Below are 14,018 nucleotides of genomic sequence, written 5' to 3'. Positions count from 1 at the left end.
GCAGCAGTCTTGCCCGCCGAGTGCATCGCGTAATATTTTTCGAGGCGCCCCGGGTTTGTTGCGTCGCCGCGCGCTACACATCCACGATTCTCTCGCACCCAATCGAGCGACATGCATGAAGATCTTTTTGATGATGCTGAAGAATTTCTTTCAGACTTCAGGAGTGCGCTTACCGACAGCGAGCGTCGGGTGATGCTTCGCACCACGCGATGGCTTGAGCTTGGAAATGACGATGCTCGAATGCCACCAGCCTTCGTCATTGCGTTTTCGGCGGCAGCATTCGGTCTTTCGGCGTTCGAAAGATATGACGTGCTGCTCCCTCAGGCACTTCAGAGAGCAGTTCCAAAACGGCAGGCTGAGTTCCTGATGGGGCGACTCGCCGCCCGTCACGCCGTCGAACGCCTGGGTATCGAGGCGTCGACACCGCACATCGGCACGTCGAGAGAGCCACTGTGGCAGGCGGGTATCACTGGCAGCATCACGCACACGGGCGACATGGCTGCCGCTGTAGCCGTTCTGTCATCCACCGTAAAAGGTATTGGGATCGACATAGAGAAAGTTGTCGATGCACAGGCACATCCCGCACTTCAGGAGTTTGTGATCACGCCAGAGGAGCAAGTGTTGCTGGAAGCGCAGCGGGAACATTTTTCAATCAATACGCTTCTTACGGTGGCGTTCTCCGCCAAGGAGAGTCTGTTCAAGGGCCTGTTTTACAGCGTCGGACGCTACTTTGATTTCGGTGCAGCGCGAGTCTCGAGACTGAACGTAAATGCTGGCCGCTTGACGCTGGTCCTTGAGGAAAGCCTTTGCCCTGCACTGCTCAAAGGACGATCCTTTGAAGTCTATTTCAAGATGATTTCGGTGGACACGGTCGCGACGAGTTTCGTCTGGTGACGATATTGAGAGCGCGCCGCGGGCGACCATCCACCAACTGCCTTCCGCCGAGAGGATAGCGTCATTGATCGCCCCAAGTCCGCACCGGGCGCCCGGGCCAGGCCTGGGTGCATCTTCATGGGGCCAGCTTGGCGGCATGGCGCGTATCGATTGCTGGGATAGTGACCACGATGGTTGCTACTGGCGATAACACGGGCTAATCGTCCTACCCGCACTCGCATGACGTAAGCGTCGTTGGTTTCCAGCTTGTGTTGCGTTGATCGGCCGAAGTCGCATCCAAAATCGGCCACTGTGACAATGGCAACATGATCGGCTTCGAGAAGATCAGCGGCACTGTAGGGTGGAACACATAAATGCCTCGCGCAGGGGATGAGCCTCGGGCAAGCTCGCAGCGAGTCGTTGGATGGCGGCGTCTCGAAGACTCTCGTATTTCTCCGCCGCGTCAACTGAACCCCGCAGGCGATGCAACGACGCGGCCACCTGGTAGAGCCGCCAGCTCGCAATCGGTGCGCCTAGATCATCGATAACGCGTTCGCCTCGTTCCACGAGCGCCTGCGCATGGTCGAGATGGCCCAGATCGATCGCTACGCGAGCTCGAAGCTCAAGCGCCATGGTCTGCCACGTCCCCTCTTCGGTGTCGGCAGAGGTCTGCAGCATCTCGTCAGCGAAGGACCTCGCCTGCTCCACCCGACCGATTCTCAACAGGGTGTCAGACAGTGTCCATAGAAGTAGGAATTGCCAATACCAGTCCATGATCACCGGACGCAGCAGCGTGTCGTTGCGCAACTGCAAGAGCATATCGACGCCAGCCTCTGCATCACCGCGCGCGGCTTCTGCGGCGCCGGCAAGCAGGGTGCAATGACGGATCTCGTTGGGTAGGTGCAGCGTGTACAGCGATGGGGACGCGTCCGTGGTTGCGCGTCCGTAAAAACCAAGCTTTTCGCAGATACGCCTGACGGCCACGAAATCACCCGCCAGCAGGTGCAGCAAGCCGCGCAGCGTCTCCAGCGTGCAGGTGCTGTAGCGGTTGGCGTTGGACACGAAAAGAGCTTCGCTATGGTCGAACTCGCGTAGCGAACGCCCCCAATCGCCCAGCATGATGTGGGCCCACGGCCGTCCCAGGTGTGCCATCCAGATGGCACGGAATACGTTGAACTCGGGCCGGTCGGCGGCATGCCGCATGAGGATCTCGAGATTCTCGTCAATGCTCTCCAGCGCCTCGCCGTAGCGACTGGATACCAGGCAGACCATGCTGTACTCGATCATGCCCCAGGCGGTGATCTGCCGATCATCGCCGTTGCGCAGGTTCCTGAGATTGAGGCTGCATTGTTCGGACAGGTCACGGGTCCAACCCGCCATCCAAATACGCCAAACGTTGCTGGCCAGCCGTATGCGTGCCCGCAGTTGTGAATTTGGCTGCCCCTCGGTGAGCGCGAACGCAGCTTCCAGGTGACCGATGGCCGCCGGTACATCTGTCCAGCTGATGGCGAAGCCGCAGCCCAGCTCGGCACGCGCTTGTGCGTCGACCTGCCCCAGCGCCTCGGCAGCGTCACGCAACTGGGTGAATACCTGCAACGCGCGACGGTCGTGGCTGGCGGCGTAGATGGACGCGCGATCTTCCAGCAAGTCCATCTTGATCTGAGCGCGCGATGCATCCGGCACGTGAGAAGCTACCTGCTCGGCCTTGTCCAGGATGGTCAGGACATCCTTGTGTGCGAAACGCCGTTTGGCCGTCTGGATGGCAATCTTGAGATAGGCGATGGCCTTGGACCAATCGTGTGCGCTGGAAAACTGCTCAGCCAGCGCGAACGGCTCGTGCGAATCGCCGGCTGGCGTGTAGCTTGCCTCCAGTTCCTTGGCGATAAGAGCATGGCTCTGCGCCAGGCGCAGCGGTCCCTGGCGGGAGAGCAACACTTCCCGGTACAACGCATGCCTGAACCGGTAGACCCGCACGGTTTCCCCGGAGGCCGCCCGTTCCAGATGCTGTCGCTCGATGAAGTCGCCCGAGCGACTGAGGTCTTCGCAGATATCCTCGAAGCGCTGCGCGCTCATGCCGGCCGCCGTGGCGGGCACGAGCGCATTGAAGGTATCGCCCGCCGCGGAGGCCGCTTCCAGCACCCGTCGCGTCGGTTCGTTCAGCCGAACGATTTTCGACTCGATGAGCTCGCTGATGGTGTGCGGCACGGCTGCGGCGCCCAGGGTGTCGGCGACCGACACACCCTCCTTCAGGTGGCCCAGCAGAATGCTCAGGAAAAGAGGATTGCCGCCCGAGCGACGCCTGAGGAATCCCGCCATGTCCGCCTCGCCGCCCAACATGTAGGGGGCGACATAGTCGGTGATGTCCTGCTCGCGCAGCCCTTTCAGGTCGACGACGCTGCACAGCTGGTGCAGGTGAAGGTCGTCCACCAGTTGCTTGAGCGCGGGCGCGCGTTCAAATCCATCGTCCGACCGGGCCGTGCAAATCACCAGAACCTGGCTGCGGGATTGTCGACGCGACAGCGAAGACAGCACGTCTAGCGTCGAATGGTCGGCCCAGTGCACGTCTTCCAGCAACAGCACCAGCGGCCCCGTCTCGGCGAGGAATTCCAGCAGCTCGCAGAACTCGCCTAGCGCACGACTCCGCGCCATGGCGCCCGGCAAGCGCTGCAGCAGTGCGCGACGTTCGCGCGACATCAAGCCACCTAGCAGCGAGGCCCAGGAAGGCGCATGGGACAGTAAAGCATCCTGCACACGCGAGCCCTGGTCGCCTTTTACCAGGCGGGCCAGGCATTCGATCACGGGATAAAACGGCTCGACGCCGCCGAAGCCCTCGATGCAGCGACCGAAGGACATCAAGGCGGCCTGCGTTTCTATCCCGCGGCAGAAATGCTCGACCAGCGCCGATTTTCCTATGCCCGCATCGCCGCGCACGAAGACGGTCTGCGCACGACGCTGCCGCGCCAGCTCGAAGCAGCCACGCAACTGCGCCAGCGATTCGCCCCGACCGACGAGCGTGCCCGTCGACAGTGGCGTTTCCGCCGACTCTCTGGCCAACGACTCGACCGATGCAACGAAACGGTAGCCGCGCCCGCGCTGCGTCTCGATGAAGCGAGCATGGTGCGCGTCGTCCTGCAGTGCCGTGCGTATGGCAAGCACGTGGCCCTTCAGCACCTCCGGCTGCACGGCCACGCCGTTCCACAGCGCTTCCAGCAGTTCTTCGTGGCTGATGAGCCGCCCGGGGTGTTCCACGAAATAGCGCAGTACATCGAACGCCTTGGCGGTTATCGCCACCGGCCGTGCCTCGCCCTGCTCCGTCACGCGCAGCAAGACGTGATTGAGGCTGTCGAGTCGAAAGGGACCAAATGCCCTCATGCCGGCGCGCCCGGTCGGAGACCGCCATGACACCGGTTAGATGAGCCCCAGCTCGGTGGCGCGGGCAACCGCCTCGGCACGCGTCCGGGTGGAAAGCTTGATGAAAATTCGTTTGGCATGGGACTTGACGGTTTCTGGTGCGATGTTCAGCTCGCGAGCGACGCTCTTGTTCGACAGGCCCATACTTATGAGCCTTAAGATAACGGTCTCCCTGGTGCTCAGCAAATCCGCCTGATCGCGGCTGGCGGGCGATTTCTTTCGATCCGTCGCCTGGGATCCAGATGCCGAAAGGAGACTGGATAAGTACGGTTTGAGATGGCCAAGTCTCGCGCCGTCCGCGAGCCGCAGCGCATGAAGGCACGGCTCGATGATGGGCAGTTCATCGATGAACGTTCGATACAGCCCCACGTCGGCACCCAGCTGCAGCACACCCAGCAGCTCGGCGCGCGCCTCCTCCATGCACCCTTCGGCGAACAGCGCACCCACGAGCAAGGTGGTCACGCGCGCCACCAGCGCCGGATGGTTGAAATTGAGCGCCGCATCGCGCAGGCGAGTGAGGTCCGAACGGGCCTGCGCGTGCGCGCCCCGGGCCATGGCCAGGCGGCAGCGCGCCAAGTCCAGCGGCCAGGTCTCCAGCACTGTGAGCCTGTCGCTATGACGTGGAAACCCGGCTTTGGCGTCCGCCAGGGCCAGCACGCGCTCGGCCAGCTCCAGGCGCTGTTCGACAACGAGGATGACCGCCTCCTCGGCCATGCAACGCAGCGTCAATCGCAGCCAGCCGCGACCTGCCCCGACACCTGCGCCTTTTCGCAATGTCAGCAGCGCCAACGCAGGGTTACCGCGCGCCTGGGCCACCCTGGCCGACACAATAAAGCCCCAGCAGGCGCTTTCGATGGAGCCGTGTTGTTCCAGCACCGGAGTCCGGCCGCGCATAAGCAGGTCGGCGTCATCGATGGCACCCATTTCGTATGCAATCGTGGCCAGCACGCAAGTCGAAAGCAGTGCGACATGGGGATCGATGCCCGCGGCGCGCGCGGACAAGTCAGTGGCTTCACGCGCCAGGCGCTCGGCCAGCTTGAAACGCAGCTGCTCCGCCTCCGCAGCGGATTCAATCGACAGGCATGCGACCCTGGGTGCGCAAAGTTGGCCTGAGCGCGGATGCCGCGATCGCGGCAACTCATAGAAGGCCTGGAAATCTCGTGTGCGCCAGTGGCAGAAGCGAAGCACGCACAGCAGCACGGCGCGGAACCGAGGCGAACGGGTTCGCCAAAGCGCGCGCTGCCCGGCGTCTTGCGCGCTCGCCGGATCGTCGCGCCAGACGTGGCCGATCGCCATCAGCACCTGCACCTCGTCGGCGAGGTCGTCGTTCGGGACCCAGCCGCTCTCGATCAGCGTAGCGAGGCGCGCTGTCGCCGCCAGGATGCTGTCGGCATGAAAGCTTCGTAGGCTGTGCCAGACTTCGTCCATCATCCGGCGGGCCAAGTTCTGTGCCGCACCGGCACTTGCCGGCAGGCACAGCTCGATCTCCGCCAGATCGACCGAAACAGGCAACGCCTCTGCAACATGGAGAGCCGGCCACAAGTTCATCTGCATTCCTTACCGCCCCAGACGCACTCAGGCGTCCCAGGCGTTTCTCACATGGGTGGTTCGATCCGTCATCGCTGCACGATGCGCGCTCCCCGGCACGCGCATCCGCCTGCGTAAAAGCTAGGTCAGCACTTCAACGCTGTCGTGAAATCCAGGTTTTCCCAAAGTCTTTTCTCGGTTTTTTGGCGGTATTGGCAAGACCTTGCGCCACCCCGCAAGATCGCGCGCCCGTAAGTGCCGAGTTTGGGTGTATCCCCCATCGAGGGGATATCGCGCCGGCCAGCTCGTTTGGACCATGGCGACTCTTACGCCCCCGAGGTGAGCGTGATTCCGGCATGCCTGCAAAGGAGGCGATTTCATGGTTGATTGGCAAGAGGTTTATGCAGGCGGGTCGGTGGAGGCCGAACGCACCCTGATCCAGCAGTGGGCACAAGACATGCTGGCCATCCAGCGGCGCGTTGCCCAGAAGACGAACAAGCCCGGCCATCGCACATTGCACGCAAAGATCATCGCCGGCTTCGACAATGCCCGCCTATTCGTCCACGATGATTTGCCTGCGGATCTCGCAGCGGGCTATTTCCTGGCAGGGCGTCAGTTCCCCGTGACGGTACGCCTGTCCAATGCATCGCCGGTGTGTGCGGGCGACGGACTGCCGGACATGCGGGGCGTCGCCGTTCGCGTCCACTTCAGCAACGACAACTATCACGACCTGCTGATGACGAGTTTCCCCGCGTCGCATGCGCGCGATGCGAAGCAGTTCGTCGAGGTCGCCAGAATCGCCACCGGCAACAAATCGTTGATTGTGCCGCGGCTGATCCTGACGCAAGGGTTTGCTGAAGCGTTGCGCATCATCCGCAACGTGCGCACCGGAAGCCGGCCTTGCAGCAGCGTCGCGACGCTCCAGTTCTGGAGCCGGGCGCCCCTGCTCTGGGGTGATGGCGGCCCCGTGCGCTATTCGTTGCGCCCTGTCGCCACCGACGGCAACACCGCGCCCATCGGCAAGGACCCTGACTACCTGGAGGCGGAGCTTGCCTCCCGGCTCTCCCATGGGGACGTGGTCTATCGCCTGGCGGTGCAGCGTTACGTCGATCCCGCACGCACGCCGATCGAAGATGGCACTGCGCAATGGCGCGAATCGGATTCGCCCATGATCGACATCGCCACGCTGACCATTCCGCGGCAGAACGTACTGGATGCCAGGGGCATGGCAATAAAGCGCAGCGTCAACACCTTGGCGTTCAATCCGTGGAACTGCCCGCGCCCCTTTCGTCCGCTCGGCAGCCTCAACCGCGCACGCGGCCGTGTATATGCGACGAGTGCCGAAGGCTGGCTCGGTGCGCCACCGCCAAGGCCGCCACGCAACGACGCGTAAGAGAACGCAGTCCGCGCAGTTACCCCCATCAGGGGGATGGGGCGGCACGAACTCCCGGCGCACACTTCGCCGCAACGCTGGCGGAACGTCGTGTTTCCACGGAACAGGGCCGCGCGTCTCGTCGCGTCGCCCCGCAACCGTCATCGATCTCGTGACCGTGGCCGGTCACGCCCCCATCCCCTGGAGTGAGCAATGGGCAAGAAAGTCGCCGAAATCATCGTTGAAGTTCTGGAACAAGCCGGCGTCAAACGTTGCTATGGCATCGTGGGCGACACGCTCAACCTGATCGCCGAGAACCTCGACAAGAGCACCATCGAATGGGTGCACGTCCGCCACGAAGAGGCTGGCGCCTTCGCCGCCGGCGCCGAGGCGCTGCTGACCGGCGAACTCACGGCGTGTGCGGGCTCGTGCGGGCCGGGCAGCCTTCATTTCATCAATGGCCTTTACGAGGCCAATCGCAATCGCTCGCCCCTGGTGATCATCGCGAGCCAAGTCGCCAGTAGCGAACTGGGCTTTGAGTTCATCCAGGAAGTGGACTTCAAGGGCGTATTCAAGGAGTGCACTGTCTATTGCGAACAGATCTACACGCCAGAGCAGGCACGCAAGAAGGCCGTAGCCGCCTGTCAGGCCGCTTTGACGCAGAAGGGCGTGGCGGTCCTGATCGTTCCCGTCGACATCTCGCATGGCGAGGTGAAGGAAGACTTCCCCTATCGCGTGCATCACGCCAAACCGGACATTCGGCCCAACCCCGATGAAATTGCCGAGATCGCGAAGATCCTCAACGCGGGCAACAAGGTAGCGATCTACGCCGGCTCGGGCTGCGAAGGCGCGCTGGAGGAAATCAAGGCCGTCGCGGAAAAGTTGAAGGCCCCCGTGGCGCACACCTCGCGCGGCAAGCAAGACCTGGCCTATGACAACCCGTACAACGTCGGCATGACCGGCATTCTTGGCAACGAGGCCGGTTACAACGCACTGCTGGAATGCGACACGCTGCTGCTGCTCGGTGCGGATTTCGCATGGCGCCAGTTCTATCCCGATCACGCCAAGATCGTGCAGATCGATATCAAACCCACCCATCTGGGGCGCCGTCACCACGTCGCGCTCGGAGCCGTGGGCGACATCAAGCTGTCGCTGCAGTCGCTGCTGCCCCACCTGCAGGACCACGCGGACGATGCGTTCCTTGTGGAATTTGTGGGGCGCTACGAAAAGGCGATGGCCGACTGGCAAAAGCATCTGAAGCCGGGACACGACGACACCATTCCCGCGTCGTACCTGATGTCGCGTATCAACCAACATGCGGCGGACGACGCCCTGCTGGTCGCCGATGACGGCTCACCGATCGTCTGGGCCATCCGCTGCTTCGACGCCAACGGCAAGCGCCGCATCTTTGGAAGCCTGCTCCACGGCACCATGGCCTCGGGGCTCCCCAGCGCCATCGGCCTGCAGAAGGCTGCGCCGGATCGCCAGGTCATCGCGTGCTGTGGCGATGGCGGACTCACCATGCTGTTCGGCGAGCTCATCACCACGCTGCAGGAAGAAGTACCGGTCAAGATCATTGTGTTCGACAACGGCAAGCTGGGTTTCGTCGAGATCGAGCAGAAGGCCGAGGGCATACTCGACACCTTCACCAAGTTGAAGAATCCCGACTTCGGCAAGGTCGCCGAGGCGATCGGCATGTGGGGCAAGACGGTGGACAAGGCGGCCGATCTCGATGCCGCCATCGAGGAGTTGTTGGCACAGCCTGGCCCGGCCTTGCTCAACGTGCTGGTCAATCAGCTGGAACTGGTCAAGCCGCCCATGATCGAGCTGAAGCCGGTCATGGGCATGGCACTGTATTCGGCGCGCGCGATCCTGCATGGACGCGGTGCCGATGTGCTGGAAATGATCCGCGAAAACATCTGACGCGCCCGCCTGTACTCCCTGCAGGCAAGTCATTCGGGCCGCCCGTCGGGGTGGCCCGCTTTCTCTTCCGGTCGCGACAGGCTTGCGCCTGTCGCCCGGCATCCTTTCGATCAAATGTCAAAGCCGGAGGGCGGTTGCGGCCACCGGCAACGGTCAAACGCAGGGCCATGCTTCGATGAAGACAACAAGCCATCGGCTGATGATGCCAGGGATGCCACGGCATCGATGGGGCCGCATGCGTTTCATGCTGCGATGCTTTTCCTGCCTGCCTGCGGCAGCATTGGTCACGGCCTGCAGCCGGTCGCCTTCGCGCAACATTCTGGGCTCCTATTTCCCCACCTGGATGCTGTGCGCGCTGATCGGGCTGCTGGGCGTCGTTCTCGTGCGCGTGGTGTTGATCCGAACCGGCGTTGACAGCGAGCTGCCCGTACCGGTGCTGGTCTATCTGAGTCTTTGGATCGCCATCACGCTGGCCGTGTGGCTGGCATGGCTCGCATGAAGGAGGCGACGCGCATGTCCTCCACCCGCATCATCGGGCGAGCCGTGGCGAGCGGGTCGGTCATCGCGGCCATCGTGCTGATCGTGGTCTCGGTGATCGTCGTCGACCGGCGGCCGCGCACCCATGACGCATACATCTACGCATACAGCGCATCACTGACGCCGGAAGTCAGCGGCCGCATCGTGGCCATCCACATCCGCAACGACCAGACGGTACACAAGGGCGAGGTGCTGCTGCAGCTGGATCCCGAACCCTTCCAATACCGGCTGCAACAGGCGAACGCGCAGGTACAGGCGCTGCAGGCGCAGATCGCCCTGACGGGTCGCCAGGTGACATCGCAGGGTTCGGGCGCACAGGCGGCAACACACCAGGTGGAGCGTGCGCGCCAACAGCTATCGCTTGCCCACGACACGCGCGAGCGACTCGAGCCGCTGTACACCAAGGGATTCGCCACCACTCAGCAGATTGACCAGGCGCGTACGGATGAGCGCAGTGCGCAGGCGCAGCTGGATACCGCCATCCAGCAGGCATCGCAGGCCAAGGAAGCCATCGGCGACGTCGAGAGTCTGAAAGCACAGTTGCTTGGAGCATTGGCAGCGCAGCAGCTCGCCGCACGCGATCTGCGCGAAACCTCGATCATCGCCCCCACCGAGGGACGCATCGTGGGCTTCAACCTGGCGCTGGGGTCGTTCGCATCGGCGGGGCACCCCGTGCTGACGGTGATCGATGACAACCACTGGTATGCGGTTGCCAATTTCCGCGAGACCGATCTCGCGCACCTGCACGCCGGCGATCAGGCCACGGTGTGGGTGATGGGACATGATGACGAACCTTTGCAGGGCGTCGTCGAAAGCCTTGGTCCCGGCGTGCAACCGGTGGGATCCATTGGCCCCGGATTGCCCCAGGTGGACCGTAACCTCAACTGGGTCGTCGTGGCGCAGCGGTTTCCCATATGGGTGCATCTGCAGCGTGGTGATGCCGCCATGCTGCGCGTGGGCGCCACGGCGTCGGTGCGGGTGACACATGATCGCGCCGACTGACACGCGCCCCAGCGCATGGACGTCGCTATGGCGACGCGAACTGGCGCTCACTCCGGCACGGGGACGCGCCATCGCGCGCATCGCAACCGCATCTGCGCTCGTGGTTGCGTTGGCTATGACGTTCCAGATTCCCCTACCCGCCTACGTGGCTTACCTGGTATTCGTCGCGAGCCAGGAAGATGCCGCATCCACCTTGATCACCTCGATCGGCGGCATTTTGGCAGCGAGCCTCGCCATCGGGATCTCGATCCTGCTCTATGTGTTCGATGCGGCGGAACCGGCGCTGCGCTTGCCGCTACTCGCCTTCAGTGCGTTTGCCGGGTCGTTCTTCGCCCGCACCAGTACGCTGGGACCTATTGCGTTCCTGGCCGGCTACGTGCTGGTGCTCACCCAGACGCTGGTCGACGACATCCCCGCGACTGACCCGCTGGTGCATGGAGTGCTATGGCTATGGGTGGTCGTCACGCTGCCTGTCGTGGTTACCGCCATGATGAACCTGATGTTCGGTGAAAGCCCCGTGGCATTGTCACGCAGGCGTGCCGCGGACATCTTCGAACGCGTGGCCGCCCAGGTGGAGCACCCCGGCACCGACGATCCCCACCGGCTACGTGCGGAGCTGCTGGCGCTCGACCAGCTCAAGAACAAGGCATTCCTCTGGGACAAGCGCCTCAAGCCGCTTGCAGGGGAAGACGAGGCCCTGATTGCGGCGCTGCTGGAAGTTCTGAGCGTGGCGAGCGTGCTCGATGACGGCGCCGTTGACATACGCCGGCATGCATCGACTTCCATCCGGGAGGCCGGGCGCGTGTTCGCGCGACGGCGTGCGGCATCGATGGCAACCATCGCCAACGCGCCTTCGCTACCGTCATTTCAGGCATCTGACCCGACGGGCATCGCACTGCTGCAGGCTGCGGCCCGGGTGTTGAACCAAGCGTGCGGTGGCGATGCGAACGACCTGCCGCAGGCCCTTGCCGCCAGGCATGGGTTTTTCGTGCCCGACGCTTTCAGCAATCGCGCGCACGCCCGGTTTGCGATCAAGGTGATGATCGCGGTGTTCGCCTCGTATGCCACCTACACCCTGCTCGACTGGCCCGGCATCCGAACGGCCGTCACGACCTGCTTCTTCGTATCGCTCACGACCTTTGGCGAAAGCGTCCACAAGTTCACGCTGCGGGCGTCTGGCGCCATCATCGGCGGGCTCATGGCGGGCCTGTGCATCGTCTTCGTACTGCCGCTGCTCACCGACATCGGGCAGCTTTGCCTGCTGATCGCCGCCGTGTCCGCCTTTGCCGCGTGGATCGCCACCGGCAGCGAGCTGGTCTCCTACGCGGGCATGCAGATCGCGTTTGCGTTCTTTCTTGGCGTACTGCAGGGATACGGCCCCGCCACCGACCTGACCGGCCTGCGCGATCGCGTCATCGGCATCCTGATCGGCAACCTGTGGGTGACCTTGGTGTTCGCCTCGGTCTGGCCCGTCAGTGCCAGGGAACAGGCGACTCTGCTGCGTATCGCTGCACTGAAGAAGATCAGCCAGTTGCTGCGGCAGACCGACCCGCCGGCACCACAACAGCGGGTCGCCGTGAGCCAGGATCTTGCCCACGCCGATGTCCTGCAGGCGCGCGGGCAATTCGAATGGCGCCGGCTGCCTGCCAGCACGATGGGACAAAGGGCTGTCGACACGGCCGAACGCATCGCTTCGCACGCCTTTACCCTGCTGCTCATCCGTACGTCCGTACAACCCGGCCAAGGCGATGGCATCGACGCCGTTCTGGCCGATCAGATCGACGCGCTTTGCGATCCGAACCACCTACCGCGGCCGCGTTCGGCGACTGACAACCGATCAGTGTCGCCGCTTGATCTCGCCCGCCAGCAACTTGAAGAGGACATTGTTCATGCCGCACGCCAGACCTGAAACACGGATGTGGCCGTGGTGCTGGCTGGCGGTTTCGATCGGACTCTCGCTTTACACCACGGTTGCGTGCGCGCAGGCGGACGCGACGGAAAACGCAGCGACGCAGCAAGCCATCAACCCGGCGTCGCGGCGCTATTCGCTGCGGCAACTCATCGAGTTGGCGCTCAATGACAACCCGTCGTACCGCGAGGTGGAACAGGCCGCGCTCCAGGCGCACCTGGACACGTCGCTGGTACGTAGCCAGTACGCGCCCCAGTTGAACATCAAAACCTTGGCCGGCAACGAACATACACCGCTGGCGATTACGCGCAATGTATCGCCGCGAGGCTATATCGTTTCGACCTCGCGCGAAATCATTCCATCACTGCAATTGAAATGGCTCCTGCTCGACTTCGGCCGCAAGAAAAATCAGGTCGAAGCGGCCATGCAGACGGCGCAGGCCGCCGACGCGGGCCTGCTCGGCGCCCAAGAGAAACTGGTCTTCAATGTCTCCAAGGCCTACTTCGACGCCAGCGCCGCACAGGGCAAGGTGCGCGCCGCCGACAAGTCCCTTCATGCCGCGCAACTGACGGAACAGGCCGTTGTCGACCAGCGGAAGCATGGCCGCGCCACCGTGGTGCAGGTAGCGCAGGCGCATCGACAGACGGCGGCCATGCAACTGGCGCAGACACGCGCGACGGGTGACGCCCAGACAGCACTTGCCACTCTGGTGGCGACGGTTGGCCTGAGCGAGGACTCGCACCTCGAACTGGATGATGCCGGAGATGTGCTCGACTCGCCGGAAACGCCCCCTGCATTGGATGCCCTGATCGCGACAGCGTTGAGTTCGCGGCCCGACATCATCGCCGCCCAAGATCGTGTGGCGGCCGCCACGGCAGACATCGATGCCGCTCGGGCCGCTTATCGCCCCACACTGAGCATCGAGGCCCAGGTCTTCCAGAACATCGGGAAGACCAGCAGCGACAACAGCCCGTTCTCCAGCATCAACATGACCGGCAACAGCGTATTCGTCGCCTTCGAGGTTCCGTTGTTCGACGGCGGCGGCCGCGCGACCAAGGTGGCCCTGGCACGTTCGAAGCGGGACGAAGCGGAGGACGCACTCTCCGCCGCGAGACTTGCCACCACTCAGCAGGTGACACAAAGCTACAACGACCTGAAGACCAGCCTGGCGAACCGCACACAGGCACTCGACTACACCAAGGCAGCTGAGCTGGCCTATCAAGCGTCGCTCGACGCGTACCGACACGGCCTGTCCAGTGTCACCGACCTGACGAGTGACGAAGCGGCGTTGGCACAGGCCGAGTCCAACCAGGAGGACGCAGACGCCAGCGTGCAGATCGCCCGCGCCGCGATGGCCCTGGCCATTGGCCAGCGCACGTCACGCTGAGCTTACACAAGAGTTCAAGTATGGACCGGATCAACGGATCAGGGCCTGGCCGCGATAGCCATGACGAAACGCCGTTG

9 protein-coding genes are annotated in these 14,018 nt (G+C 63.3%); 7 read left to right on the top strand and 2 right to left on the bottom strand.

Translation table 11 applies throughout. From position 1 onward, the window contains the following. Positions 1-111: 111 nt before the first annotated feature. Positions 112-894 (top strand): 4'-phosphopantetheinyl transferase family protein, encoded by a 783-nt coding sequence (locus AC1DMY_RS10070; protein ID WP_477164808.1) that lies wholly within the window; start codon positions 112-114, stop codon positions 892-894. Between the two features lie 324 nt (positions 895-1,218). Here AC1DMY_RS10070 and AC1DMY_RS10065 read toward each other — a convergent pair whose 3' ends face one another. Together AC1DMY_RS10065 and AC1DMY_RS10060 are read right to left on the bottom strand one after the other, a co-directional pair. Beyond that, positions 1,219-4,245: an ATP-binding protein gene (locus AC1DMY_RS10065; RefSeq protein WP_477164807.1), complete on the bottom strand. Its 3,027-nt coding sequence runs from the start codon at positions 4,243-4,245 to the stop codon at positions 1,219-1,221. 36 nt (positions 4,246-4,281) lie between these two features. Then, positions 4,282-5,832, bottom strand: coding sequence for a LuxR C-terminal-related transcriptional regulator (locus AC1DMY_RS10060; protein WP_477164806.1), 1,551 nt, complete (start codon positions 5,830-5,832; stop codon positions 4,282-4,284). A gap of 436 nt (positions 5,833-6,268) precedes the next feature. Between AC1DMY_RS10060 and AC1DMY_RS10055 the strand changes: the two genes are divergently transcribed. The 6 genes from AC1DMY_RS10055 to AC1DMY_RS10030 all read left to right on the top strand — a co-directional run bounded on the left by AC1DMY_RS10055 (position 6,269) and on the right by AC1DMY_RS10030 (position 13,941). Beyond that, on the top strand, positions 6,269-7,204 hold the full coding sequence (locus AC1DMY_RS10055) for a catalase family protein (RefSeq protein WP_477164805.1): 936 nt from the start codon (positions 6,269-6,271) through the stop codon (positions 7,202-7,204). 192 nt (positions 7,205-7,396) lie between these two features. Next, entirely contained in the window at positions 7,397-9,106 is a 1,710-nt protein-coding gene (locus AC1DMY_RS10050) for a thiamine pyrophosphate-dependent enzyme (RefSeq protein ID WP_477164804.1), read from the top strand. 82 nt (positions 9,107-9,188) lie between these two features. Further along, complete coding sequence (locus AC1DMY_RS10045; RefSeq protein WP_477164803.1) at positions 9,189-9,605, top strand: YtcA family lipoprotein; 417 nt, start codon at positions 9,189-9,191, stop codon at positions 9,603-9,605. 14 nt (positions 9,606-9,619) lie between these two features. After that, positions 9,620-10,645: a hypothetical protein gene (locus tag AC1DMY_RS10040; RefSeq protein ID WP_477164802.1), complete on the top strand. Its 1,026-nt coding sequence runs from the start codon at positions 9,620-9,622 to the stop codon at positions 10,643-10,645. After that, positions 10,629-12,554 (top strand): FUSC family protein, encoded by a 1,926-nt coding sequence (locus AC1DMY_RS10035; protein WP_477164801.1) that lies wholly within the window; start codon positions 10,629-10,631, stop codon positions 12,552-12,554. Before AC1DMY_RS10040 ends, AC1DMY_RS10035 begins: the two co-directional genes overlap by 17 nt. Further along, complete coding sequence (locus AC1DMY_RS10030; protein WP_477164800.1) at positions 12,535-13,941, top strand: TolC family protein; 1,407 nt, start codon at positions 12,535-12,537, stop codon at positions 13,939-13,941. Before AC1DMY_RS10035 ends, AC1DMY_RS10030 begins: the two co-directional genes overlap by 20 nt. The last annotated feature ends 77 nt before the right edge of the window (positions 13,942-14,018 follow it).

This window comes from Dyella sp. 01L423 (genome assembly GCF_056399945.1).
Note: the sequence above shows the minus strand (reverse complement) of the source record. Positions and strands in the feature narration are given on the sequence as shown.

Bases quoted from the DNA above. Each gene is read 5' to 3' on its own strand.
- AC1DMY_RS10035 (WP_477164801.1), top strand. From the start codon at position 10,629: ATGATCGCGCCGACTGACACGCGCCCCAGCGCATGGACGTCGCTATGG.
- AC1DMY_RS10065 (WP_477164807.1), bottom strand. From the start codon at position 4,245: ATGAGGGCATTTGGTCCCTTTCGACTCGACAGCCTCAATCACGTCTTG.
- AC1DMY_RS10050 (WP_477164804.1), top strand. From the start codon at position 7,397: ATGGGCAAGAAAGTCGCCGAAATCATCGTTGAAGTTCTGGAACAAGCC.
- AC1DMY_RS10060 (WP_477164806.1), bottom strand. From the start codon at position 5,832: ATGAACTTGTGGCCGGCTCTCCATGTTGCAGAGGCGTTGCCTGTTTCG.
- AC1DMY_RS10040 (WP_477164802.1), top strand. From the start codon at position 9,620: ATGTCCTCCACCCGCATCATCGGGCGAGCCGTGGCGAGCGGGTCGGTC.
- AC1DMY_RS10055 (WP_477164805.1), top strand. From the start codon at position 6,269: ATGCTGGCCATCCAGCGGCGCGTTGCCCAGAAGACGAACAAGCCCGGC.
- AC1DMY_RS10070 (WP_477164808.1), top strand. From the start codon at position 112: ATGCATGAAGATCTTTTTGATGATGCTGAAGAATTTCTTTCAGACTTC.
- AC1DMY_RS10030 (WP_477164800.1), top strand. From the start codon at position 12,535: ATGCCGCACGCCAGACCTGAAACACGGATGTGGCCGTGGTGCTGGCTG.